The organism is Streptomyces sp. NPDC055749 (genome assembly GCF_053617235.1).
In genome coordinates, this window is record NZ_JBSHFH010000061.1 from 19,691 (window position 1) to 43,550 (window position 23,860).

Annotated in this window: 24 protein-coding genes and 5 tRNA genes; 19 read left to right on the forward strand and 10 right to left on the reverse strand. The window is 71.4% G+C overall.

Features of this window, described 5'->3' with window-relative positions:
* Nucleotides 1-6: 6 nt before the first annotated feature.
* Entirely contained in the window at nucleotides 7-510 is a 504-nt protein-coding gene (locus ACWGO0_RS31985) for a GNAT family N-acetyltransferase (RefSeq protein WP_453542996.1), read from the forward strand.
* Between the two features lie 52 nt (nucleotides 511-562).
* Here the strand turns inward: ACWGO0_RS31985 and ACWGO0_RS31990 are convergent, their stop codons facing one another.
* Together ACWGO0_RS31990 and ACWGO0_RS31995 are read right to left on the reverse strand one after the other, a co-directional pair.
* Nucleotides 563-994, reverse strand: a complete 432-nt coding sequence (locus ACWGO0_RS31990; RefSeq protein ID WP_453542999.1) for a hypothetical protein — start codon at nucleotides 992-994, stop codon at nucleotides 563-565.
* Between the two features lie 2 nt (nucleotides 995-996).
* Nucleotides 997-1,356, reverse strand: coding sequence for a hypothetical protein (locus ACWGO0_RS31995; RefSeq protein ID WP_453543002.1), 360 nt, complete (start codon nucleotides 1,354-1,356; stop codon nucleotides 997-999).
* Nucleotides 1,357-1,957: 601 nt separating this feature from the next.
* Between ACWGO0_RS31995 and ACWGO0_RS32000 the strand changes: the two genes are divergently transcribed.
* From ACWGO0_RS32000 to ACWGO0_RS32035, 8 genes are all read left to right on the forward strand, one after another.
* Nucleotides 1,958-3,019: a methionine ABC transporter ATP-binding protein gene (locus tag ACWGO0_RS32000; RefSeq protein ID WP_453543005.1), complete on the forward strand. Its 1,062-nt coding sequence runs from the start codon at nucleotides 1,958-1,960 to the stop codon at nucleotides 3,017-3,019.
* On the forward strand, nucleotides 3,016-3,687 hold the full coding sequence (locus ACWGO0_RS32005) for a methionine ABC transporter permease (RefSeq protein ID WP_453543008.1): 672 nt from the start codon (nucleotides 3,016-3,018) through the stop codon (nucleotides 3,685-3,687). Before ACWGO0_RS32000 ends, ACWGO0_RS32005 begins: the two co-directional genes overlap by 4 nt.
* A 232-nt stretch (nucleotides 3,688-3,919) precedes the next feature.
* Nucleotides 3,920-4,786: a MetQ/NlpA family ABC transporter substrate-binding protein gene (locus ACWGO0_RS32010; protein WP_453543011.1), complete on the forward strand. Its 867-nt coding sequence runs from the start codon at nucleotides 3,920-3,922 to the stop codon at nucleotides 4,784-4,786.
* Nucleotides 4,787-4,887: 101 nt separating this feature from the next.
* On the forward strand, nucleotides 4,888-5,574 hold the full coding sequence (locus ACWGO0_RS32015; protein ID WP_453543014.1) for a GNAT family N-acetyltransferase: 687 nt from the start codon (nucleotides 4,888-4,890) through the stop codon (nucleotides 5,572-5,574).
* Nucleotides 5,575-5,678: 104 nt separating this feature from the next.
* Entirely contained in the window at nucleotides 5,679-6,914 is a 1,236-nt protein-coding gene (gene cbiE, locus ACWGO0_RS32020) for a precorrin-6y C5,15-methyltransferase (decarboxylating) subunit CbiE (RefSeq protein WP_453543017.1), read from the forward strand.
* 332 nt (nucleotides 6,915-7,246) lie between these two features.
* A complete protein-coding gene (gene cobT, locus ACWGO0_RS32025; protein ID WP_453543020.1) occupies nucleotides 7,247-10,702 on the forward strand; it encodes a nicotinate-nucleotide--dimethylbenzimidazole phosphoribosyltransferase in 3,456 nt (1,151 codons plus the stop codon).
* A gap of 367 nt (nucleotides 10,703-11,069) precedes the next feature.
* On the forward strand, nucleotides 11,070-12,323 hold the full coding sequence (cobA, locus tag ACWGO0_RS32030; protein WP_453543023.1) for a uroporphyrinogen-III C-methyltransferase: 1,254 nt from the start codon (nucleotides 11,070-11,072) through the stop codon (nucleotides 12,321-12,323).
* Nucleotides 12,324-12,387: 64 nt separating this feature from the next.
* Nucleotides 12,388-13,206 (forward strand): TrmH family RNA methyltransferase, encoded by an 819-nt coding sequence (locus ACWGO0_RS32035; RefSeq protein ID WP_453543027.1) that lies wholly within the window; start codon nucleotides 12,388-12,390, stop codon nucleotides 13,204-13,206.
* A 13-nt stretch (nucleotides 13,207-13,219) separates the two neighbouring features.
* Here the strand turns inward: ACWGO0_RS32035 and ACWGO0_RS32040 are convergent, their stop codons facing one another.
* Nucleotides 13,220-14,530 (reverse strand): serine/threonine-protein kinase, encoded by a 1,311-nt coding sequence (locus tag ACWGO0_RS32040; RefSeq protein ID WP_453543030.1) that lies wholly within the window; start codon nucleotides 14,528-14,530, stop codon nucleotides 13,220-13,222.
* A gap of 206 nt (nucleotides 14,531-14,736) precedes the next feature.
* On the opposite strand from ACWGO0_RS32040, the gene ACWGO0_RS32045 reads away from it, so the two are divergent.
* The 4 genes from ACWGO0_RS32045 (at nucleotide 14,737) to ACWGO0_RS32060 (ending at nucleotide 17,032) form a co-directional block, all read left to right on the forward strand.
* Nucleotides 14,737-14,994, forward strand: coding sequence for a hypothetical protein (locus tag ACWGO0_RS32045; RefSeq protein ID WP_453543033.1), 258 nt, complete (start codon nucleotides 14,737-14,739; stop codon nucleotides 14,992-14,994).
* Between the two features lie 188 nt (nucleotides 14,995-15,182).
* The gene (locus ACWGO0_RS32050) at nucleotides 15,183-15,389 is read left to right on the forward strand and encodes a hypothetical protein (RefSeq protein ID WP_453543036.1); all 207 of its coding nucleotides are present in this window, start codon (nucleotides 15,183-15,185) and stop codon (nucleotides 15,387-15,389) included.
* 261 nt (nucleotides 15,390-15,650) lie between these two features.
* Complete coding sequence (locus tag ACWGO0_RS32055; protein WP_453543039.1) at nucleotides 15,651-16,667, forward strand: aminoglycoside phosphotransferase family protein; 1,017 nt, start codon at nucleotides 15,651-15,653, stop codon at nucleotides 16,665-16,667.
* A gap of 65 nt (nucleotides 16,668-16,732) precedes the next feature.
* Nucleotides 16,733-17,032: a TFIIB-type zinc ribbon-containing protein gene (locus ACWGO0_RS32060; RefSeq protein ID WP_453543042.1), complete on the forward strand. Its 300-nt coding sequence runs from the start codon at nucleotides 16,733-16,735 to the stop codon at nucleotides 17,030-17,032.
* A gap of 109 nt (nucleotides 17,033-17,141) precedes the next feature.
* Here ACWGO0_RS32060 and ACWGO0_RS32065 read toward each other — a convergent pair.
* From ACWGO0_RS32065 to ACWGO0_RS32085, 5 genes are all read right to left on the reverse strand, one after another.
* Nucleotides 17,142-17,216: transfer RNA gene (locus ACWGO0_RS32065), tRNA-Val, on the reverse strand.
* A gap of 23 nt (nucleotides 17,217-17,239) precedes the next feature.
* Nucleotides 17,240-17,311 (reverse strand) — tRNA-Val (locus ACWGO0_RS32070).
* A gap of 19 nt (nucleotides 17,312-17,330) precedes the next feature.
* A tRNA-Val gene (locus ACWGO0_RS32075) sits at nucleotides 17,331-17,402 on the reverse strand.
* Nucleotide 17,403: 1 nt separating this feature from the next.
* A tRNA-Cys gene (locus ACWGO0_RS32080) sits at nucleotides 17,404-17,477 on the reverse strand.
* Between the two features lie 37 nt (nucleotides 17,478-17,514).
* Nucleotides 17,515-17,587 (reverse strand) — tRNA-Gly (locus tag ACWGO0_RS32085).
* Nucleotides 17,588-17,750: 163 nt separating this feature from the next.
* Between ACWGO0_RS32085 and ACWGO0_RS32090 the strand changes: the two genes are divergently transcribed.
* Genes ACWGO0_RS32090 through ACWGO0_RS32100 form a run of 3 tightly spaced genes read left to right on the forward strand, consistent with a single transcriptional unit; the run spans nucleotide 17,751 to nucleotide 20,493 of the window.
* Nucleotides 17,751-18,788, forward strand: coding sequence for a chorismate-binding protein (locus ACWGO0_RS32090; RefSeq protein ID WP_453543061.1), 1,038 nt, complete (start codon nucleotides 17,751-17,753; stop codon nucleotides 18,786-18,788).
* Nucleotides 18,785-19,606: an aminotransferase class IV gene (locus ACWGO0_RS32095; RefSeq protein WP_453543045.1), complete on the forward strand. Its 822-nt coding sequence runs from the start codon at nucleotides 18,785-18,787 to the stop codon at nucleotides 19,604-19,606. Before ACWGO0_RS32090 ends, ACWGO0_RS32095 begins: the two co-directional genes overlap by 4 nt.
* A 50-nt stretch (nucleotides 19,607-19,656) precedes the next feature.
* On the forward strand, nucleotides 19,657-20,493 hold the full coding sequence (locus tag ACWGO0_RS32100; protein ID WP_453543048.1) for a GNAT family N-acetyltransferase: 837 nt from the start codon (nucleotides 19,657-19,659) through the stop codon (nucleotides 20,491-20,493).
* Between the two features lie 37 nt (nucleotides 20,494-20,530).
* On the opposite strand, the gene ACWGO0_RS32105 is transcribed toward ACWGO0_RS32100, so the two are convergent.
* Nucleotides 20,531-21,046, reverse strand: coding sequence for a DsbA family protein (locus tag ACWGO0_RS32105; RefSeq protein WP_453543050.1), 516 nt, complete (start codon nucleotides 21,044-21,046; stop codon nucleotides 20,531-20,533).
* 155 nt (nucleotides 21,047-21,201) lie between these two features.
* On the opposite strand from ACWGO0_RS32105, the gene ACWGO0_RS32110 reads away from it, so the two are divergent.
* The 3 genes from ACWGO0_RS32110 to ACWGO0_RS32120 all read left to right on the forward strand — a co-directional run bounded on the left by ACWGO0_RS32110 (nucleotide 21,202) and on the right by ACWGO0_RS32120 (nucleotide 23,083).
* Complete coding sequence (locus ACWGO0_RS32110; RefSeq protein WP_453543064.1) at nucleotides 21,202-21,651, forward strand: hypothetical protein; 450 nt, start codon at nucleotides 21,202-21,204, stop codon at nucleotides 21,649-21,651.
* Nucleotides 21,652-21,774: 123 nt separating this feature from the next.
* Entirely contained in the window at nucleotides 21,775-22,791 is a 1,017-nt protein-coding gene (locus ACWGO0_RS32115) for a LacI family DNA-binding transcriptional regulator (protein WP_453543052.1), read from the forward strand.
* Nucleotides 22,792-22,927: 136 nt separating this feature from the next.
* Nucleotides 22,928-23,083 (forward strand): hypothetical protein, encoded by a 156-nt coding sequence (locus tag ACWGO0_RS32120; protein WP_164711272.1) that lies wholly within the window; start codon nucleotides 22,928-22,930, stop codon nucleotides 23,081-23,083.
* Between the two features lie 61 nt (nucleotides 23,084-23,144).
* Here ACWGO0_RS32120 and ACWGO0_RS32125 read toward each other — a convergent pair whose 3' ends face one another.
* Nucleotides 23,145-23,717 (reverse strand): CGNR zinc finger domain-containing protein, encoded by a 573-nt coding sequence (locus ACWGO0_RS32125; protein WP_453543056.1) that lies wholly within the window; start codon nucleotides 23,715-23,717, stop codon nucleotides 23,145-23,147.
* Nucleotides 23,718-23,860: the final 143 nt, after the last annotated feature.

The window sequence follows — 23,860 nt, forward strand, 5'->3', positions numbered from 1 at the left end:
GCACACATGGGCATGAGCGTGACCATCTCGGCGGCGACCACACAGGACGTCGAGCAGATCTTCAAACTCCGATACCTCTGTTTCCAGAGCGAGGCGGAGCTCTACGGCAACTACCGGATCGACCCGCTCGTGCAGAGCCTCGAATCGGTCCGCGAGGAAGTCGGCACGGACCTGGTGTTCGTGGCCCGGCTCGGCGACGAAGTCGTGGGTTCGGTACGCGGTTCCACCGACCCGGACGGCATCGGGGAGATAGGCAAGCTCTGCGTCCACCCCCGGCTCCAGGGACACGGCCTCGGCGCCCGTCTGCTGCGCGCGGCGGAATCAGGTCTCACGGCCGGCCGTGAGACCACGCGCTTCCGGCTCCACACGGGGCACCGGAGCGAGGGCAACCTGCGGCTCTACCGCCGGGAGGGCTACGCACGCGTGGGGGACACCACCGGGCAGGACGGCGTCCGGCTGATCCTGCTGGAGAAGGACGCCGCGGCATCCGCCTACGTGGCGAGCGCCTGAACAGGAGCGCCTGACCCGACGTCGTACGCGTGCGGTGCCGTACGCGAGCGGGTTACGCGCGCTTCGCGCGTCGCAGCCAGATCATCCCGGTGACCGGCAGGATCACCGGGATGAGCAGGTAACCCGTACCGAAGTCCGACCAGACGGTGGCGTCCGGGAAGGCCGACGGCTCCACCATCGTCCACGTACCGACGACGAGCACACCCACGAGCTCGGCGGCGCAGCACACCAGCGCCGCCCTGCGTGCCTTCTCCCCGCCCCGCACCAGCGAGTACGTGATGAAGCCGTACACGACGGCGGCGGCGGCCGACAGCATGTAGGCGAGCGGCGCCCTGTCGAAGTCCAGGATCATCTGGACGATCGACCGGGAGGCGGCGGCCACGGTGAACACCCCGTAGAACCAGACCAGTACGCGCCCCGGACCGGTGCCGAGTTCGAACGGCTGCCTGCGGGAGCCCTCGGTGGTGCGATCGGTGTCGGTCACGGTCAGTTTCCCCAGATGTCGTAGAGCCGCACTTCGAGGACGGCCAGTACGACCGCGCCCGCCGCCACCGTCACCGAACCCCACCGGGTCCGCTCGGTCAGCGAGAGGAAACCGGCCGCGGGCACGGCCGCGAAGGCGCCGATCAGATAGGCGATGAAGACGGTCATCCCCTGCTCGGGCCGCTCACCGCGGGCCAGCTGCACGATCCCGACCACGAGCTGCGCCAGCGCCAGCACCGTGACGACGGCCATCCCGATGAAGTGCCAGTCCTTCGTCGGCTGGTCCCGGAAAGCGGCGAATCCGCACCAGGCGGCAAGGGCGAGCGCGGACACGGCGACCGCGACCGTCAGGGCGTCAAGCATGAACCGAGGGTATTACGGACGGGGAGAGCCCCCGCGTGCGGCCCCGCGACGCGGGCAGGGGCGGCCGGTTCGGCCCCGCTGCCGAGCCAAGATCGTGGCCTTGACCACAGACGGCGTCCGCCACCGGACCGCACCGCACCCCGGCCACAGCACCGGAACACCCGTATCGGTGCAGGTCAGAGCCGTGAGCGCGAAATCCCCCGGGTCGCGGAGAGGCGGCCCGGACGACCATCCACGGCTGTCCGCTATCCGGACGCGCTGGTGGGCGGCGGCGGCACGTCTGTTTTACTGGGGCACATGACCACGACGAGCTACCGCATCCCTGCGACCGAGGCGATCACCACGCCCGGTGCTCGTTGTATGTGTCGAATGCGCGCCTTCTGAGGGCCCACGCCTGAGTCTCACGCCCCGAAGCGAGACCGAGCCGACGCCGTCCGCACCCAGCGGAACGTGCCGGCCCGAGCACGCGCTGCCTTCCGGCCGTCCGCCGCGATCAGCTGTGCCGAGACCTACCGGTCAACCACTGCGAACAGTCTCACCAGACGAACGCCCCGTGCCCGGCGGACACCGCGCCGCGCACTCGACAGTGACGGAAACCCCTGTGATCACCACTACGGGCCTCACGAAGGTCTATCAGTCGCGCGGCCGAGAGGTCACCGCCCTCGACGGCGTCGACCTGCACGTCCGCGAGGGTGAGGTGTACGGCGTCATCGGACAGAGCGGCGCCGGTAAGTCCTCCCTGATCCGCTGCGTCAACCTGCTGGAACGCCCCACCTCCGGCACCGTGACCGTCGCGGGCCAGGACCTCACCGCGCTCGCGGGCCGGGGCCACCGCGCCGGCAAGGAGCTGCGGGAGGCCCGCAGCCGCATCGGCATGGTCTTCCAGCACTTCAACCTGCTGGCCTCCCGCACCGTCCAGGACAACGTCGAACTCCCCCTGGAGATCCTCGGCGTCTCCGGCCGCGACCGGGCCCGCAAGGCACTCGAACTTCTCGACCTGGTCGGCCTCTCCGACAAGGCGAAGGCGTACCCCGGCCAGCTCTCCGGCGGCCAGAAGCAGCGCGTCGGCATCGCCCGCGCCCTGGCCGGCGACCCCAAGGTGCTGCTCTCCGACGAGGCGACCTCCGCCCTCGACCCCGAGACCACCCGCTCGATCCTCCAGCTGCTGCGCGACCTCAACCAGCAGCTCGGTCTCACCGTCCTGCTCATCACGCACGAGATGGACGTCGTCAAGACGGTCTGCGACTCGGCCGCGCTGATGCGCAAGGGCCGCGTCATCGAGTCCGGCACCGTCCGCGAACTCCTCGCTACCCCCGGCTCCGAACTGGCCCACGAGCTGTTCCCCGTCGGCGGCACGGCATCCGGCCCGGACAGCACGGTCGTCGACGTCACCTTCCACGGTGAGGCCGCCGGCCGGCCGGTGATCTCCCAGCTCTCCCGTACGTACAACATCGACATCTCGATCCTGGGCGCCGCCATGGACACCGTCGGCGGCAACCAGATCGGACGGATGCGCATCGAGCTCCCCGGCCGCTTCGAGGAGAACGTCGTCCCGATCGGCTTCCTGCGCGAGCAGGGACTCCAGGCCGAGGTCGTGGAACCCGCAGCACCCGGCGTACCCGCGCAGACCCCCGCCCCGCTCGCCAAGGAGGCCGTCAAGTGACCTGGTCCGAAATGCAGCCACTGCTGACCCAGGGCACCGTCGACACCCTCTACATGGTGCTGTGGTCCGCGCTCGTCACGGTCCTGGCCGGCCTGCCGCTCGGCGTCCTCCTGGTCCTCACGGACAAGGGCGGCCTGCTGCAGAACACCGCGGTGAACAAGGTCATCGGCGTGATCGTGAACATCGGCCGCTCACTGCCCTTCATCATCCTGCTGATCGCGCTGATCCCGTTCACCACTTGGGTCGTCGGCACGTTCATCGGCCCGACCGCCATGATCGTCCCGCTCGCCGTGGGCGCCGTCCCCTTCTTCGCCCGGCTCGTCGAGACGGCGATCCGCGAGGTCGACCACGGGCTCGTCGAAGCCGTCCAGTCCATGGGCGGGTCCATCCCGACGATCGTCCGCAAGGTCCTCCTCCCGCAGGCCCTGCCCTCGCTGATCTCGGGCGTCACCACGACCGTCATCGTCCTCATCGGCTACTCCGCGATGGCGGGCGCCGTCGGCGGCGAAGGGCTCGGCTCCAAGGCCGTCACGTACGGATTCCAGCGCTTCGACAACCAGTTCATGCTCGTCACCGTCGTGCTCCTGGTCGTCATCGTGACCGTGGTCCAGCTGATCGGCGACGGAGCCGTACGCCTGCTGGCCCGCCGAGGCCGCACCACCACCTGAGACTTAAGACCGTCCGGCAAATGGGGGGCGGCGTCGCGGGGCTGGGCACGCACATCTGCGGCGTTGTCGTCAATCACCAACGCTCCGCGTTGGCTCAATCCTCCGCCTTGCAGCTGCACGCACCCAGCCCCGCTCCTTCTTCCACCCCCCATTCGCCGGACGGTCTTACCTCCCCCAAGCCCGAACTCCTTGTCCGGGCGCTCCACCATCACCACCGAAAGAGGCACTTTTCGTGCGTAAGAACATCAAGATCACCGCAGCTGCCGCCGCCACCGCCGCCCTCGCCCTCGGGCTCAGCGCCTGCGGTACGGACTCCGACCCGGCCGCCAAGGGCGAGACCGGTGCCAAGGCCGACACCTCCAAGGCGCTCGTCGTCGCGGCGTCCCCGACGCCCCACGGCGACATCCTGAACTTCGTCAAGAAGAACCTGGCGGACAAGGCGGGCCTCAAGCTGGAGGTCAAGGAGTTCACGGACTACGTCCTGCCGAACACCGCGACCGAGACCGGCCAGGTCGACGCCAACTTCTTCCAGCACAAGCCTTACCTGGACGACTTCAACAAGCAGAACAACACCCACATCGTCCCGGTCGTCAACGTGCACCTGGAGCCCCTGGGCCTCTACTCCAAGAGCGTCAAGGACATCAAGGACATCAAGTCCGGCCAGACCATCGCCGTACCGAACGACACCACCAACGAGGGCCGCGCCCTTCAGCTCCTCGCCGAGAACGGCCTGATCACCCTCAAGCCCGGCGTCGGCACCAACGCCAAGCTCAGCGACATCACGGACAAGAAGGGCCTGGAGTTCAAGGAGCTGGAGGCCGCCACCGTGCCCCGCGCCCTGAGCGACGTGGACGCCGCCGTCATCAACGGCAACTACGCCATCGAGGCCAAGCTCAAGCCCGGCAAGGACTCCCTCGCCCTGGAGAAGTCCGAGGGCAACCCGTACGCCAACTTCCTGGCCGTCAAGGAGGGCAACGAGAAGGACGCCCGCGTCGAGAAGCTCGCGAAGCTCCTGAACTCCGACGAGGTCGAGAAGTTCATCGAGGACACCTACCAGGGCTCGATCGTCCCGTCCTTCGGTACCCCCGCCAAGTCCTGACCCCCGCAGGGCACTTGCGCACCGAGCCCCGCACACCCCATCGGGGTGTGCGGGGCTCCGCCGTACCGACCCGGCCATGCGCAACGCCGGGCGGATGCTGCATGCTGTGCCTTTACACGGTCTTCGGCATGGAGCTGCGCATGACATCCACCTTTCCGTCCATCTCCATCAGCACGGACAGATTGGTGCTGCGCCCCTTCGACATGGCCGACGTACCCGCGTACATCGAGATGATGAACGACGAGCTCGTCACCGCCTGGACCGACGGACCGCACCCCTACACGCAGGTCGACGCCGAACGGTGGGTCCGCAGGATCGCTCCTGCTGAACGCACCCAGGGCAACGGCATCGTCTTCGCCGTCACCGAATTCCTCACCCAGCGCCTCGTCGGCTCCGTCCGCCTCCTCAACACCGACTGGCGCACCCTCGCGACCGAGGTCCGCTACATCACCGCCCCCTGGGCGCGCGGCGAGGGTTACGCCACCGAATCCGTGCTGGCACTCGCCGAATGGCTCTTCCGCGACCAGCGCTTCGAGCGCATCGAACTGCGCACCCCCGCCGACAACACCGCATCCCAGCAGGTCGCCCAGAAACTGGGCTGCATCAGCGAAGGGGTCCTGCGCAACGCGCGGATAGCGCGTACCAGGACCGAGAACGGCACCGACGGCGGCTGGACCGACATCAGGACCGACCTGATCGTCTGGGGCCTCCTCCCCGAGGACCTCGAAGGGGTCGCCGAGCAGCTGGCCGACGCGGGCGGCTACGGCAGCTACAACGACTGGAACTGACAACCGGAGCCCCTGGCCACCGCCAGGTACGGACCAGGTACTCTCACCGTGCCCGCCACCCCCGGGCAGCCCCCGCCTGCTACACCCCCAGGAGACTGACGACGATGGCCGACCGGGTCACGGTGATCGGCTGGGACGGCTCGCCGCTCAGCCGCGCCGCCACGGCCGCGCTCTCGGCCGCCACGCTCGTCGCCGGAGCCGCGCACCACCTCGCGCTCCCCGAAGTCCCTGAGCGCGCCGAACGCATCCGCCTAGGCAGCGTCGACCTCGCCGCCCGCAGGATCGCCGGACACCGCGGCAGCGCCGTGGTCCTCGCCGACGGCGACCCCGGCTTCTTCGGCGTCGTACGCACCCTGCACGCACCCGAACACGGCCTGGAAGTCGAAGTCGTCCCCGCCGTCTCCTCCGTCGCCACCGCCTTCGCCCGCGCCGGAATGCCGTGGGACGACGCCCAGGTCGTCGTCGCCCACCCCCGCACCCTGCGCCGGGCCGTCAACGTCTGCCGCGCCCACCACAAGGTCGCCGTCCTCACCTCGCCCGGTGCGGGCCCCGCCGAACTCGCCCTTCTCCTCGACGGCGTCCACCGCACCTTCGTGATCTGCGAGGAACTCGGCACCGCCCGCGAACAGGTCACCGTCCTCACCTCCGACAAGGCCGCCGACCACACCTGGCGCGACCCGAACGTCGTCATCGTCATCGGCGGCGGCCCCGAAACCACCGCCACCGGCGCCTGGATCGCCGGCCGCCACCCCGCGTACCCCCAGGGCGTACGGGGCTGGGGGCTGCCCGCCGGGGCGTACCGCGACGGCGCCGCGGACCCGGCGGAGACCGGCGAAGGCGAGTTCCCGGGCCTGCGCGCCGCCCAGTTGGCCCGCCTCGGCCCCCGGACCGGCGACCTCGTCTGGGACATCGGCTCCGGCAGCGGCGCCCTCGCGGTGGAGGCCGCCCGCTTCGGCGCGGCCGTCCTGGCCGTGGACAGCGACCCGGAGGCCTGCGCCCGTACGACGGCCGCGGCCCGCACCTTCGGCGTCCCGCTCCAGGTCGTCCAGGGCCGCGCCCCGCACGTCCTGGAACGCCTGCCCGAACCGGATGTCGTACGCATCGGAGGCGGCGGCGTCCCCGTCGTCACCGCCGTGGCGGACCGCCGCCCCGAACGCATCGTCACGCACGCCTCGACCAGGGACGAGGCGGAAGCACTCGGCGGCGCACTCTCCGCGAACGGATACCGGGTCGACTGCGCCCTCCTGCAGACCGTCGAACTCGACACGTCCGCATGGTCGGAGCGAGAACGTTCTGTCGTCTTCCTGCTCTCCGGAGTGCGTTCGGACCTCGCCCCCTGACCCGGTCGGACACGACGGGAGGTAGGCTGGCCGATCGTTGTACCGCGCCCGGTCGTTCGTCGCTTCGTTCGTCAATGTCCGGAAAAGGGGACCGTTTTGGTCCTCGCTGTGGTACGGCACAACCGGGGGACGCGCAACGTGGCGCAGTCCACAGCTAGCCGTGGCAGAAGTAGCTGCCGCGGCGGCGAACGGCCGCGAGAATGTATAGGTCCGCGGGCGATTCGTGCCGCGCGGCGAGCCCGCTCGTTCTTGTTGACGAGCACCGGCGTGCCGTGGTTCGGGCGTCCCGGGCGAAGGGCCGAAGGAGCACTGACGATGGGCGAGGGGTACGCATGACTGACACCGGCCAGATCCCGGGCGAGGGACTGCCGGAGAACGCAGGCATGGTGGAGCAGCCGGGCGTCCCCGCCCCGGACGCCTACACCTTCCTCGATCCCTCCGAGCACGCACCCGAGGACGACGATCTTCTCCTGATGCCCACTTCCCAGGGCGCCTGGAGCGACCCGCAGGCGGCCCCGGCCGAGCCGGCGGCGTACGCACCGGCACCCGAGCAGGCCACGTACCAGCCGCAGTACGCGCAGGCCCCGGCCCCGGCGCATGGCCACTCGTACGGCGGGCAGGTCCAGGCCGCGCAGGCCGAACAGACCGCCGGCACGCACGAGTCCGGTGGCCGCGACACCGGTTCCGTCGACCTCAACGGTGTACGCATCCCCGCGCCCGCACAGGCACCGGTTCAGGCGCAGGCCCCCGCACCGGTCGCCGTGGGCGCCCAGACCGCCACGGTCACCGCCACCGCTCCCACGCGCCGGCCGCTGCACCGGGGCCCCGCCTCCACCGAGGCGCCCTCGTTCGGCGGCACGCCGAGCGGCGGAGTGGTCCGCTCCCTGGCCGACCGCGGCCCCACGGCCGCACCGCAGACCCCGCCGCCGGCCCGGCACGCGGGTCCGCCGACCACGGGTCCCGAATACTTCGACGTTCCGGCCGAAGGGCCGGCGCCCTTGCCCGCCGCCCAACTGAGCGAGATCCCGCCCCAGGCCCAGGCCCCGGCCCCGTGGATCCCCGAGGCACCGCAGCCCGAGCAGGCGGCCCCAGCAGAAACGGTCGTCCCCGAGCCGGTGGCCGAGGCCCCGGTCGAGGTTCCGGCAGAGCTTCCGGTCGAGTCCGCGGCGGAGGCCATTGCCGAGCCGGTGGCCCCCACCACCCCTGCCCCCGTCCCCACCCCCGTGCTCGAGAGCGACACCCTGGGCCGGTTCGTGGCGGTGGAGGGCTTCGTACCGACGCCGCCGCACCTCGCCCCGACGCCGGTCGCCGAGCAGCCGGCCCCGCCGGAGCCGGTGCCCGCCACCCCGGCACCGCAGCCGCAGCCCGAGTCCGTGGCAGTCGCCCCGGAACCTGTTCCCGTTCCTGTTCCTGTGCCCGAACCGGCGCCGGTAGCCGCAGAAGCCGAAGCAGCAATCGCGGAGCCCGAGCAGGAGGCGGCTCCCGAGGTGACGGCCCCTCCGGAGCCCGTGGTCGAGGCCGCACCGGCCCCCGCCGCCCCGGCAGAACCGGTGGCAACGGTCGAACCGGAACCTGTCACGGGCCCCGAGATCATCGAGACCCCGGAAATCGCGGAACCGGCACAGACGGCCGTTGCTGCAGCGGCTCCGGCAGCACCTCCGGCAGAGATCCCGACAGAAGCCCCCGCCGAGGAGCCCACGCCGCTGGCCGCCGAAGCACCCCAGCCGACTGCGACACCCGCCGCACCCGAGCCGTCCGCGACAGTCCCCGCACCCGAGCCGTCCGCGACACCCGCCGAACCCCAGCCGGTCGCGGAGACCCCCGCACCGCAGCCCCTCGCGGAGACCCCCGCACCGCAGCCGGTAGAGGAGAGCCCCGCACCCCAGCCTCCCGCGACAGCTTCCGTACCCGAGCCGACCGAGACAGCGTCCGCGCCCCAGCCGCTCGACGACGCCGCCGCGCCCCAGCCGCTCGCGGAGACCCCCGCACCCCAGCCGCTCGACGAGGCCGCCGCACCCCAGCTGCCCGAGGAGACCGCCGCACCCGCCGCGGTCTCCCCGCCCGCCCCCGGCTACGACGACGCCGAGCGCGAGGCGGTGCTCCGGGTGATGCGCGAGCGCCGCGACATCCGCAATGGCTTCCGCAGCGACCCGATCCCGCACGAGGTGCTGCTCCGCGTCCTGGAGGCCGCGCACACGGCGCCCAGCGTGGGCCACTCGCAGCCCTGGGACTTCGTCGTCATCCGCTCGGCGGAGACGCGGCGGTCCATGCACGAACTGGCACAGCGCCAGCGCGACGCGTACGCCAACTCGCTCCCCAAGGGCCGGGCCAAGCAGTTCAAGGAACTGAAGATCGAGGCCATCCTCGACACCCCGGTGAACATCGTCGTCACCGCCGACCCCACCCGCGGTGGCCGCCACACCCTCGGCCGTCACACGCAGCCGCAGATGGCCCCGTACTCCTCGGCCCTCGCTGTGGAGAACCTCTGGCTCGCCGCCCGGGCCGAAGGGCTCGGCGTCGGCTGGGTCAGCTTCTTCGACGAGCGCGAGATGGTCCGTGCGCTCGGACTGCCCGATCACCTCGAAGTCGTCGCGTACCTCTGTGTCGGTTACGTCGACGAGTTCCCCGAGGAGCCCGAGCTGATGCAGGCCGGCTGGTCCAAGCGCCGCCCGCTCTCGTGGGTCGTGCACGAGGAGACGTACGGCCGCCGCGCGCTCCCCGGCGAGGAGCCGCACGACCTGCTCCAGGAGACCATCTCCAACATCCGCCCGCTGGACGCGAAGGCGCTCGGCGAGGCATGGGAACGCCAGAAGCGGATGACCAAGCCTGCGGGCGCCCTCGGCATGCTGGAGATCATCTCCGCACAGCTGTCCGGGCTCTCCCGGATGTGCCCGCCGCCGATCCCGGAGCCCGCGGCAGTCGCGATCTTCGCCGGGGACCACGGCGTGCACGCCCAGGGCGTTACGGCGTGGCCGCAGGAAGTGACGGCGCAGATGGTCGCCAACTTCCTCGGCGGCGGAGCGGTGTGCAACGCCTTCGCGGCCCAGGTGGGCGCGGAGGTCTGTGTGGTCGACGTCGGTGTCGCGTCCGACCTGCCCGCGACGCCCGGACTCCTTCCCCGGAAGGTCCGTGCGGGAACGGCCGACTTCACGACCGGCCCCGCACTGAGCCGCGAGGAGGTGCTGGCCGCCATCGAGGTGGGTATCGAGACGGCCCGCGACCTTGTGGCGGCAGGCAACAAGGGCCTGCTGACCGGCGAGATGGGCATCGCCAACACGACGGCTTCGGCGGCGCTGATCTGCGTGTACACGGGGATCGACCCGGCCGAGGTGACCGGCCGCGGCACCGGGATCAACGACGAGATGCACGCCCGCAAGGTCGACGTCGTCCGCCGCGCTCTGGACCTCCACCAGCCCGACCCGTCCGACCCCATCGGCGTGCTCGCCGCGGTCGGCGGTCTGGAGCACGCGGCGATGGCCGGATTCCTGCTAGGCGGTGCTTCGCTGCGTACGCCGGTCATCCTGGACGGTGTCAGCGCGGGAGCGGCGGCACTGGTCGCCAGGGCGATCGCCCCGGAGGCCCTCGCCGCCTGCATCGCAGGCCACCGCAGCGCCGAGCCGGGCCACATCGCGGCCCTCAACAAGCTGGGCCTGCGTCCCCTGGTCGACCTCGACCTCCGCCTCGGCGAGGGCACGGGCGCACTCCTCGCGCTCCCCATCGTGCAGAGCGCGGCCCGCGCGATGCACGAGGTGGCGACGTTCGACTCGGCAGGCGTGACGGAGAAGTAACCCGTGACGCCGGGCGGCCTGCACCGCAGCCCGCCCGGCGTCCCCATCTTTCAGCCCCTCCGGCGTTTGAGGAGCGGGGTCCGGGGCGGAGCCCCGGTTACGGGAAGGGGCGGGTAGGGGAACAAGCCCGCCGCCGGCGCCGCCACCCCCGCACCCACCCGCCACCCCCGCACACACGACGTCCCCACCCTCACACCCCGTATCGTGGTCCCACGCCCCACCACACCCAGAACCCGCACGTCACAGCCGCTCCACCGCCGCAGCGGCCCGCAGCACACCGCACCTGCACTGCAATGCACACGCACCGCACCCGCACTGCACCCGCGCACGCACTGCACCGCACCCTGCCCGAGGAGCCCGCACAACCATGGCCGAGCACGCCGAGCACCCCGCCTACCCCGTCGGACTGCGCCTGCGCGGGCGCCGCGTAGTCGTCGTCGGCGGCGGCCAGGTCGCGCAGCGCCGTCTGCCCGCGCTCATCGCGGCCGGCGCGGACATCACCCTGGTGTCCCCGTCCGCGACCCCTTCCGTCGAGGCCATGGCCGACGCCGGCGAGATCCGCTGGGAGCGCCGCCGCTACCAGGACGGCGACCTCACCGACACCTGGTACGCCCTCATCGCCTCCACCGACGCCGCGGCGAACGACGCCGCGTCCGCCGAGGCCGAACGCACCCGCACCTGGTGCGTCCGCAGTGACGACGCCGAGGCCGCCACCGCGTGGACCCCGGCCACCGGCCGCAGCGAGGGTGTCACCGTCGCCGTGCTCACCACCACCTCGCAGGGCCGCGACCCCCGCCACTCGGCCGCCATCCGCGACGCCATCGTCGAGGGACTGCGCGACGGCACCCTCGCCGCCCCGCACCACCGCACCCACGCCCCCGGCGTCTCGCTGGTCGGCGGCGGACCGGGCGACCCCGACCTGATCACGGTCCGGGGCCGCCGCCTCCTCGCCGAGGCCGACGTCGTCATCGCCGACCGGCTCGGCCCCCGCGACCTCCTCGACGAACTCCCGCCGCACGTCGAGGTGATAGACGCCGCCAAGATCCCGTACGGCCGTTTCATGGCCCAGGAGGCGATCAACCAGGCGCTCATCGAGCACGCCAAGGCGGGCAAGGCCGTCGTCCGCCTCAAGGGCGGCGACCCCTTCGTCTTCGGCCGCGGCATGGAGGAGGCCCAGGCGCTGGCCGCGGAGGGCATCCCCTGCACGGTCGTCCCCGGTATCTCCAGCTCCATCTCCGTCCCGAGCGCGGCCGGAATCCCCGTCACCCACCGCGGTGTCGCCCACGAGTTCACCGTGGTCAGCGGCCACGTGGCCCCCGAGGACCCGCGTTCCCTGGTCGACTGGGCGGCCCTCGCGCAGCTGCGCGGCACCCTCGTCCTCCTGATGGCCGTCGACAAGATCGGCGCCATCGCAGCCGCGCTCATCGCCCACGGCAAGTCCCCCGACACCCCGGTCGCGCTGGTCCAGGAGGGCACCACGGCAGCCCAGCGCCGGGTCGACGCCACCCTCGCGAACGTCGGCGAACGGGCCGTCGCCGAGGACGTACGCCCGCCGGCCGTGATCGTCATCGGCGATGTCGTCACCGTCGGTCCGGACTCCGTCATCACCCCCGCCGAGTAACCAGCGGTAACGGATCTTCTTCCGAGCCGTTGGCACGACACACCGGACAAGGCAGTATCACCCTGTGGCTGACATCATCACCGTCGACGACCCCGACGACCCCCGCCTGCGCGACTACACCGGCCTGACCGACGTCGAACTCCGACGCCGGCGCGAGCCCGCCGAGGGCCTTTTCATCGCCGAGGGCGAGAAGGTCATCAGGCGCGCCAAGCACGCCGGGTACGAGATGCGCTCCATGCTGCTCTCCGCCAAGTGGGTCGACGTGATGCGCGACGTCATGGACGAGGTCCCCGCCCCGGTGTACGCGGTCACGCCCGAGCTCGCCGAGCGGGTGACCGGCTACCACGTGCACCGCGGCGCCCTCGCCTCCATGCAGCGCAAACCGCTGCCCACGGCCGACGAACTGCTGCGCACCGCCCGTCGGGTGGTCGTCATGGAGGCGGTCAACGACCACACCAACATCGGCGCGATCTTCCGGAGCGCCGCCGCCCTCGGCATGGACGCGGTCCTGCTCTCCCCGGACTGCGCCGACCCGCTCTACCGGCGCTCGGTCAAGGTGTCCATGGGCGCCGTGTTCTCCGTCCCGTACGCCCGCCTCGACACCTGGCCCAAGGCCCTGGACGGGGTACGGGAGGCGGGCTTCAAACTCCTCGCCCTCACCCCGGACGAGAAGGCTTCGAGCATCGACGACGCCGCACCCCACCAGCTGGAACGGGTCGCGCTGATGCTCGGCGCCGAGGGCGACGGCCTCTCCACCCAGGCGCTCATGGCCGCCGACGAATGGGTACGCATCCCCATGGCGCACGGCGTCGACTCGCTCAACGTGGGTGCGGCGGCGGCCGTCGCCTTCTACGCGGTGGCAACCGGACGCCCCCGGAGCTGACGGAACCCCGCCCCTACTCCAGCAACTGCGTCTGCGTCAGCTCGTGGGTCCGCTCCTGCGGCTGCCCGCCGCCCAGCCCGCGCGCCGGGCCCTGGCACCCCTGGGCCGCCGCGATTCCCAGCGCCACCAGCAACGTCACGACCACGAAGACGACCAGCCGCTGCCGCAGCAGACGAGGATTGGCCGGCCGCCGGCCGGTCGAGGTGGTCCGGGCCCCGGGACGGGTACCCGGACGCCCCTGCGCCCCGTTGGTCCCCTGCGTTCCGTTCGGACGCTTCCCCGAGCGTGTCGTGCTGCGCGCCGGCTGCGGACGCGAGCCGCCGGTACGGGGCGCGGAGGACCGGGACGAAGAGGGCCGCTGCCCCTGCGGCCTGGAGACCGAATCGGAACCGTCGCCCGCGCGCCGCGTCTGCTGCTCGGTGTACGGGCCGTCCAGACGGCCGGTGGGCCGGTCCGTGTCCGGAGCCGACCGCTGCGCGGGAGGCCGGCTGTCGTGCAAGCCCTGTGCCTCGCGCGCCGCGATCTCCTTCAGCCGCATGGAGAGTTGCAGCGTGCTCGGCCGCTCCTCCGGGTCCTTCGCCAGGCAGGCACGGACCAGCGGGGCGAGCGCGTCGTGCACGTCGTACAGCTGCGGCTCCTCGTGCACCACGCGGTACAGCATCACTTCGGAACTGCCGTGCCCGAAGGGCGAATCGGCCATCGCCGCGTAAGCCAGCGTGGCTCCCAGCGAGAAGACGTCCGTGGCGGGCGTCACCGCCGCGCCCCGCACCTGCTCGGGCGCCAGAAAGCCGGGGGAGCCCACCGCCGTACCGACATGCGTGAGAGTGCTCGCCCCGGTCGCCCAGGCGATACCGAAGTCGATGATCCGGGGGCCCTTGGGGGAGAGGAGGATGTTCGACGGCTTCAGGTCACGGTGGACGACACCGGCCTCGTGGACCGCCACAAGACCTTCCGAGAGCGCCGCCCCGATCGAGGCGACCTCGGCGGCCGACAACGGACCCTCCTCGGCGACCTTGTCGTGGAGCGAGGGGCCGGGCACGTACTGCGTCGCGAACCACGGGCGGTCCGCCTCCAGGTCGGCGGCCACCAGGCGCGCCGTACAGCCGCCGCGAATCCGCCTGGCGGCGGACACCTCGCGCGCGAAACGTGAACGGAACTCCTGATCCTCCGCCAGATCCGGGCGGATCACCTTGAGCGCCACGCGCTGGCCCCGCCGGTCGGAACCCAGATAGACGACGCCCATACCACCCGCGCCGAGCCGCCGGTGCAGCCTGAACGAGCCGACGAGACGCGGGTCCTCGCGCCGGAGCCGCATCATCGCCATCGTCTGCCCATCCCCGCTGCCTGGTCCGCCTGACGAGGCACAGCTTACGTACCCGGCGCCCGGCACGCTCAGAGGCCGCGCCCTCGCCCGAGAATCGATTGTCAGTGCCGGGTGGGAAACTTGAGGAGTGGTCAGGGAGCGGTGGATCCAGGCGCCCCGGCCCGTGCGAGATCTCAATGGAGCGTCGCAGAAGGGGGATTGGATCAGTGAAGGGCGATCGCGTGGAGATAGTCGTGGACGCGGGAGACACGACCAGGACGTACGAGGTGGTGGCCTCCAGGGCAGGCCGCAGGGTGGAGACGGCCGTCCGCCGAGGGGTGGTCGAAGTGAGTGAAGTCACGCGCAGTGGATCAATCGTCCGCACCGCCCGCTTCATGGCGACCAGGGTGCTGGCCCTGGTCGAACAACCGGTTCCCAGGGAGGACGCCTCCGAGCGACCCCTCCGGGATGACCCCAAGGCGTAGCGCAGGATCTCCACCCAGGGGAGTACGCCGACTACCGACAGCTCATCCTCCGGGAGGCCCGGCAATCGGTACGCGGGCATGACGACCCGTGCCCCAGGGTTCCCTAATGTTGAGGTCAAGCGGCGGGCGCAGCACTCGTCCCCCGAGGTAACACGCCCGCCGCTCCACATCAGGTCAGGAGAGGAACCATGTCGGACACGGCCATGCGGACCACGATCCGCACGCAGGGACGCAAGGCGTACGCCTCGTTCGGCACCCGCCCGTCCGGTACGCGCCACCCGCTGGTGGCGACGGCCATGGTTCTTCCTCTGGCGGCCCTGCTCGTAGTCGTCTTCGGCGGCTGGGACGCAGTGGTCACACAAGCGTCGTCCGTGGGCGTGATGCTGGGGCGCTGAGCGGCGCCCCGGGTCCGGAAGAGCGGTCCGGACCGGGACATCCGGCCAACAACCCCGTGGGGACGGGGGTGCGGCGGACGGCAGCGTTTGTCCGGCCAGCTGGGGAGCTGGCCGGACATCGCGCTGTCCGGACCCTTTTCAGCACGGCGGACCGGGACCAGGACCGGACCAGGACCGGCCCCGGCCCAGTCCCGGGCCCGGCACGTACGCTCATGGCCGGGACCGCCGACCGGGCCGGACCCGTCATCGCCGGGGGAGTCCATGACCACCACCACGGTCGTACGCGCACTGGGCGACCTGGCGCACGACAGCGCCCATCCACGGGCCACGGCCTGCGACTGCGCCCCCGCTCAGGTGCTGGCGGACCGTGCGGACGGCACGGTCGTCCGCAGAGGGAAGATCGTGGCCAAGGCCCACGCCCCGGGCACGGACGGGCCGGCCCTGGCCGCCCGCCTGGCCCTGGCCGCGACGCCCGCCCTGGCCGGCATCCTCCTCCCGCCCGTCCCGGCACCACGAGCCGGTGACCCGGTCGCGACGAACGATCACGGCCCCGCCCACCATGAACCGGACCCCACTCCCACGCTCCTCGAAGGCCGCCCCGTCACGCTCTGGCCGCACGGCGTACCCGTCGACCCCTCGTACCCCGACGCCGCTCCCTGGGAGGAGGCGGCCGTCCTCCTCGCCCGGCTCCACGGCACGCAGCCGCCCCTGCCGCTCCCGCCGATGCGCGGCCCCGCCAAGGCCGCCCTGGCCGTCGCCCGGATGTGCGCGGCCCGGCCGCACGACCCGGCCACCCACCCCGTCCTGGCGGCCTGGCGCAGTCTGCCCGCCTGGGCCCGCGACGAAGCACCCGCGCCCGCGCACCGGGCCGCGTTCCTCTGCCACGGCGACCTGCACCTCGGCCAGTTGGTCCGGCACCCCGCACCGCACGGCCCCTGGCTGCTCATCGACGTGGACGACACGGGTCTCGGCGACGCGGCCTGGGACCTCGCGCGGCCCGCGGCCTGGTACGCGGCCGGACTGCTGCCGCCCGACATCTGGCTGCGCTTCCTCGACGCCTACCGCGCCGCGGGCGGCCCGGCCGTGCGTGCCCAGGGGGACCCGTGGCCCGAGCTGGACGTACCTGCGCGGGCGCTGACGGTGCAGACCGCCGCACTCGCCTTCGCCAAGTCCGCTGCGGAGGCACGCAGTCCGGATGAAGTGGAGCAGTTGATGATCGACGCCTGCGCCCGAATTGCGTCCCTCCCGCCCGAGTTGGCCGCAGAACGCTCGTCGTAGGGTGAACCGACCGCAGCCGGGAATGAATTCCGGCGACGGCTAACCGACGGCGAGGAGCCGACCAGATGATGCAGTGCCCCAAGTGTCACGCGCAGATGCACACGTACAACCGCAACGGTGTCCAGATCGAGCAGTGCAGCGGATGCCGCGGGATATTCCTCGACTACGGCGAGCTGGAGTCCCTGACCCGCCTGGAGTCGCAGTGGACGCAGCAGGCCCCGCCCGCTCCCGCGCCGCCGGTCCAGCAGGGGTATCCCGCCGCCGCGCCCGCCCCCGCGTGGGGTGCCCCGCAGCACCACCAGGGCGGGCACCACGGCGGTCACCACCGCCAGAAGGGCTTCGGCCGGATGCTCTTCTCCTCCTGAGCCCCGCATATCCGCAGCACGGCCCGGGCGCTCCGCGTCCGGGCCCGCAGGATGCTCTCCCCGTGAAACGCTGAAACCCCCGGTCGTCGAGACGACCGGGGGTTTCGGATGGTGCGCGATACTGGGATTGAACCAGTGACCTCTTCCGTGTCAGGGAAGCGCTCTCCCGCTGAGCTAATCGCGCAGGGTGACCCTGCGTGTACTGCGTGCGCGATACTGGGATTGAACCAGTGACCTCTTCCGTGTCAGGGAAGCGCTCTCCCGCTGAGCTAATCGCGCGGGGATCCTTGCGGACCGGTGGACGATACTGGGATTGAACCAGTGACCCCTTCCGTGTCAGGGAAGTGCTCTCCCGCTGAGCTAATCGTCCTTGGAGGTGGAGACGGGATTTGAACCCGTGTAGACGGCTTTGCAGGCCGTTGCCTCGCCTCTCGGCCACTCCACCAGGAGTGAGGGGTCGGGAAGATCCCTCACTTTCTGCGAGCGGACGACCAGGTTCGAACTGGCGACCTCAACCTTGGCAAGGTTGCGCTCTACCAACTGAGCTACGTCCGCTTGTCATTCCCGGTTCGCTTGCGCGTCCCGGCGACGTGTTGAACTCTAGCGGATTCCCGGGCCAGTACAAAAACGCGTTTGCGCAGCTTGCCGAGGTGCACTCGCCCCGACGCAGGTCACGGCACACCGTCCTAGACTCACCAGGGTGTACGACCTCGCTCCCATGGCCCGCTTCGGCGGCCTCGTCGCCTCCGGTCTGCGGGATGTGACCAGTGATCCCGCGGCCCTCGACTCCTCCGGTTTCTGGGCCGTCTGTGCCGATTTCGAAGGCGGTCTCGTCTGCGCCCGCTTCTCCGACGTACGGACCGAGCAGGTGCCGCCGCCGCTGCCCGGAGCCTGGCGCGGGCCCGCTGTCGGGGACTGGTCCTCGTCCCTGGACAAGGCCGCCTACATGGCCGGTGTGCGGCGTATCCGTGAACACATCGCCGCGGGTGAGGTCTATCAGGCGAACCTCTGCCGGGTGATGTCCGCGCCGCTGCCGGACCCGGCGGGCAGCGATGTGGACGCCCTCACCGCGCTGCTCGCGCGCGGCAACCCCGCCCCGTACGCGGGAACGATCCGGCTGCCGGCGCAGGGCGTCGAGATCGCCACCGCGTCCCCCGAGCTCTTCCTGAAGCGTGACGGCCGGACGGTCGAGTCCGGACCGATCAAGGGCACGGGGCGCACCGAGGGCGATCTGCTGGAGAAGGACCACGCGGAGAACGTGATGATCGTCGACCTGGTCCGCAACGACCTGGGACGGGTCTGCGCGACCGGGAGCGTCACCGTCCCCGATCTCTGTGTGATCGAGAAGCACCCCGGCCTCGTCCACCTCGTCTCCACTGTCCGGGGGCAGCTGGCGGACGGTGCGGGGTGGCCGGAACTGCTCGCGGCGGCGTTCCCGCCCGGCTCCGTCACCGGGGCACCGAAGTCCAGTGCGCTGCGGATCATCGAAGCCCTGGAGACATCGCCGCGCGGACCGTACTGCGGAGGGATCGGCTGGGTGGACGCCGACCGCGCCACCGCGGGCCTCGCCGTCGGGATACGGACGTTCTGGATCGACCGCACCGGCGGCGCCCCGGTCCTGCGCTTCGGAACCGGAGCGGGCATCACCTGGGGCTCCGACCCCGAGCGCGAATGGGACGAGACCGAACTGAAGGCGTCCAGGCTGCTCGCTGTAGCGTCGGGCACCTACGAGGAGACAGGAAGGACCGCGTCATGAGGATCTGGGTCAACGGCGAGCTGCGCGAGGCCGACGACGCACGGGTGTCCGTGCTCGACCACGGGCTCACCGTCGGGGACGGTGTCTTCGAGACGGTCAAGACCGTCGAGGGCCGCCCCTTCGCCCTGACCCGGCACCTGGACCGGCTGACCCGTTCGGCCAGGGGGCTCGGCCTCCCGGACCCGGACCACGACGAGATCCGCCGTGCCGCACAGACGGTGATCGACGCCACACCCCTGCCGCTCGGACGGCTGCGCATCACGTACACCGGCGGTATCTCCCCGCTCGGCTCGGACCGCGGCGACAACGCGCCCGGTCTCGTCGTCGCCCTGGGGGAGGTGGGGCGCCGCCCCGACTCCACGGCCGTGATCACCGTCCCCTGGACGCGTAACGAACACAGCGCGGTCGCCGGACTCAAGACCACCTCGTACGCCGAGAACGTCGTCGCACTCGCCCGCGCCCGCAGCCAGGGCGCCTCCGAGGCGCTCTTCGCCAACACGGCCGGGCAGCTCTGCGAGGGCACAGGATCCAACGTCTTCGTGGTGATCGACGGGCAGATCCACACGCCGCCGGTCGCCTCGGGCTGCCTCGCCGGGATCACCCGCGCCCTGGCCGTGGAATGGACCGGAGCCCAGGAGACCGAGCTGTCGCCGGATGTGCTCGACCGTGCCGAGGAGATCTTCCTGACCTCCACCACGCGCGACATCCAGGCCGTTCACCGGGTCGACGCGCGGGAACTTCCCGGCGCCCCCGGCCCGGTGACGGCGAAGGCCATGCGCGTCTTCGACGAGCGTGCGGGGAACGACCTCGACCCGTAAAGCCGCAAAAGCGGGTGACGGGCCGCCGCGCAGCGGATAGAACACCTCTGATGACCACCACCCTGCGGCCGACCGGGCCGAGCAGACAAGGCGCCGACGGCGCACGGGAACGCGCCTACGACGTGTGCGACAACGGACGCCCCGTCGGCGGCCTGGAGATCGCCACCGACCCGGCGTTCGGCGCGACGGCAGGGGTGCTCCGCGCCCTGCGCATCGACGAGTCGCACCGGAGGCGGGGCCGCGGCACCATCGCCGCACTCGCAGCCGAGGAGGTGCTGAGGGGGTGGGGCTGCGTCCAGGTCCGCCTGGAGGCCCCCGCGGACAACGAGCCCGCCCGGCGGCTGGCCACCGCGCTCGGATACACGGAGCGCAGCCGGAACATGGTCAAGCAGCTCCCGCAGGACGCGCCCGCACTGCCCGGCGGGCACATCGCGCGCTCCATGTCCCAGGAGGAGTTCGCGCTGTGGGAGAGCGCCGCCGTCGCCGCCTACGCGCAGGACTGGGTCGACCGCGGTGTCCCCGAGGAGCAGGCCAGGCTGAAGTCCGAGTCCGACCACGCCAGGGAGCTGCCGAACGGACTCTCCACCGACGGCATGCACCTGCATGTCCTCGTCCACGACGGCGTGACGGTGGGCCACGTGTGGGTGGGACGGTACGAAAAGGCCCCAGGGGACCGGATCGGGTGGGTCTACGACGTCGAGGTGCGCGAGGAGTACCGGGGGCGCGGATACGGCCGCACGCTGATGCTCCAGGCGGAAGGCATGGCGCTCGCCGCGGGCGTCGACCGGCTCGGTCTGCATGTCTTCGCGACCAACACACCGGCAGTCCGGCTGTACGAGTCCCTCGGTTACGGGACGACGAAACACAACCTGGCCAAGGCGCTGTAGACGGTCTGGCCGGGCCCGCGGCGATCCGGTCCGGCTGTCAGCCCCGCGCGGCGAGCAGCCGGTCGGCGATCTCCTCGATCCGCTCGCGGAGCCCCTCCTGGCTCTTGCCGCCGTCCAGACGCTCGTCGCCGATCACATACGTCGGAGTCCCGGTCACACCGATGGCCTTGCCCTCGGCCTGATCGGCGTCGACGATCAGGAGATGCCGGCCGTCGATCAGTGCGGTGTCGAACTCGTCGTCGTCCAGCCCGAGTTCACGTGCCACATCGATCAGCGTCGGCTCGCCCGCGCGGGACAGGTCGGCGCTCCGGGCGAGCACGGCCTCGATGTACGGCCAGCCCTTGCCCTGTACGTACGCCTCCTCGGAGGCCTGCGCCGCGGCGTAGGCGTGCTTGTGCTTCTCCAGCGGGAAGTGCCGCAGTCGTACGTCCAGCCGGTCGCCGTACCGGGCGCGCAGGGCGTGTACGTCGGTGAGGGCCTGATGGCAGTCGGGGCACTCGAGGTCGCACCAGATGTCGAGGACGACCGGTGCCGAGGGTGTGGATTCGCTCATGAATTCAGTCTTTCAGGCCGGGAGGAAGCTTCCCAATCGGGACCTGGGGAGGAGGGCGGCCCTGAAAAGTCCCTGATGTGGGCGCGGGTCGTGGCCCCGGCAGGAGCGGCGGTGCAGGATGGAAGGGACGTTTCCCCATGCCCCTGGAGGCCGCGATGCTTGCCGAGACCATCTTTTCCGCGGCGTCGGCGGCGGGACTCGGGATCGCCGCGGTCACCGCGTACCGCAAGCGGTTCCTCACGGCCACCCGGATCGCCGCGTACTCGCTCGTACCGGTCGGACTGGTGATGACCGGGGTCGTCGAGTGGGTGTCCGGTATCGCCTTCAAGCCGAGTGTCTGGCTCGGCTTCGGGGTGCTCGGGCTGGCCTGGCTGCTCTTCATGACCACGCGGACGGTCGAGCGCAGGCGCGGCACCACCCGCGAGGAGCGCAAGGCTGCCCGTGCGGCACAGAAGTCGGCGGTGGCCCCTGCCGCGTCTGCGCCCCCGCTGACGTCCGGCGTCCAGGGGGAGCGGCCCAGGCCGCAGCCGAAGAAGGAGCAGGCCGCGGCGCCCGGCGAGGACTTCAGCGACATCGAGGCCATCCTGAAGAAGCACGGTCTCTGAGCGCCGGGCCGATTTCGGTGTGAATCGATTCACGACGTGGTTTCTTGACGGCCCACGCTGATGGGGTTACCGTCCGGTTCGAATTGAAACAATTCATTCGGTGTGACCAGTGGGGCAGGGCAAGTGGGGCGTGTGGCAGGGATCAAGGACGTGGCCCGGCAGGCCGGAGTCTCGGTGGGCACCGTCTCCAACGTGATCAACCGGCCCGAGGCGGTGCTGCCGGACACTCGTGCCCGGGTGCTGGCCGCCATCGAGGACCTCGGATACGTACGCAGTGAGTCGGCCCGGCAGCTCAGGGCCGGCCGGAGCCGGATCATGGCGCTGCTCGTCCTCGACATGGGCAACCCGTTCTTCGTGGACGTGGCCCGCGGTGCCGAGCGGGCAGCACGGCAGGCCGGGCTCGGCGTCATGGTGTGCAACAGCGACCAGAGCCCCACTGAGGAGGCCGACTACCTCGGACTCTTCGCTGAGCAACGGGTCTGCGGAGTGCTGGTCACCCCCGCGGACGCCACGGGCCGCAATCTGGAGGCGTTCAGCCGCCACCGGATTCCGTTCGTGCTGGTGGACCGTGTCTCCTCCGGCGGAGAGTCCTGCGCCGTCTCCGTCGACGACGTCCGCGGCGGCGCACTCGCCGTCGGGCACCTCGTCTCGGCAGGCCACCGCTCCGTCGCCTTTGTGAGCGGCCCCGGCGACCTCCAGCAGATCAGGGACCGCCGAGAGGGCGCGCTGACCGCCCTCGCCGCGGCCGGACTCCCGCCCGAGGCCCTCGTCGAGATCCCCTCCGACCGTCTGGACGTCGCCGCGGGACGTGACGCGGGAGCCAGGCTGCTCGGCCTCGTGCCCCGCCCCACCGCCGTCTTCTGCGCCAACGACCTGCTCGCCCTGGGCGTCCTGCAGTCGCTGTACGCCGCCGGGGTGCGCGTCCCGCAGGACGTGGCCATCGTCGGCTACGACGACATCGAGTTCGCCGCCGCGGCCGCCGTACCGCTCACGTCGGTACGTCAGCCCGCCATGGTGATGGGGCGGATGGCGGCGGAACTCCTTCTGGAGGAGGCGGACGACGACGGCACCCATGAGCACCGCAGCGTGGTGCTCCAGCCGGAACTCGTCGTGCGCTCCTCCAGCGCCGCCCCGCGCTGAAACCCGGCGTTCCGAAAGTGTGACGGCGGATCGGACGCCGTAGCGATTCCTCCCGGCCACGAAGGGAGTGAACTCCCTTCCGGAAAAGGCGTGTTGATCGCCAACGCGGGGGCAACTGCGCCATGATCAACCCGAGATGGTGGACACATCCCGGGGCGAAGCCCCCGCACCCCCTGCCGAAGAGCCGCGCGGCTGCCTCTTCGCGCTCTCCCAGCCGCCCCTGATGATCTTCCTCACGGTGATCGGCAGTCTGCTGCTGATGGCCGCGCTGCACGATCTCTTCCTGCTGTGAGCCCCGGAACGGCGCCCGTCCCCGACCCGCCCCCGCGTACGGGGCGCCGGTGCGGGGAGCGTCAGCCGGCCGCTTCCTTGCGCCGGGCCCGGTACGCGGCGACATGCAGCCGATTACCGCAGGTGCGGCTGGAGCAGTAGCGGCGGGAGCGGTTGCGGGACAGATCGACGAACGCGTGCCGGCAGTCCGGTGCCTCGCAGCGCCGCAGCCGTTCCTGCTCGCCCGCCACGACGATGAACGCCAGCGCCATGCCGCAGTCGGCCGCGAGGTGGTCGGCGATCGAGGCGTCCGGGGCGAAGTAGTGGACGTGCCAGTCGTAGCCGTCGTGGTCGGTGAGCTGAGGGGTGGTCCCCGCGGCGGCCACCAGCCGGTTGACGAGATCGGCCGCCGTACGGGCGTCGGGCGCCGCGAAGATCTCCGCGAACCGCCCGCGTACATCCTGTACGGCTCGCAGATCCTTCTCGGCGAGCCCGCCGACGCCGCTGATGAGATGGCGCTCCGCGAAGTCGTACAGCGCCTCGACATCGGCGAGCCCGTCGGTCTGCTCGCTCTCCGGCAGCTCTGACTCCGGTGCGGTGTTCACCAGATCGACCACCGTGTCGAGGGCGATCCGGGTGTCGTGTGGGATCAGCACGCTTCGCTCCCTGGCAATCCGGCGGGCGGGCGCCCGCCGATGGCGGCTGACTCTACTGGCTGGGAGCCGCTCGTCCGGCCCGGAGCGGGGTCCTGGGGCCCCTGGGGCGCCCGGACGGGCACCGGCGCCGTCACCGCGGTGGA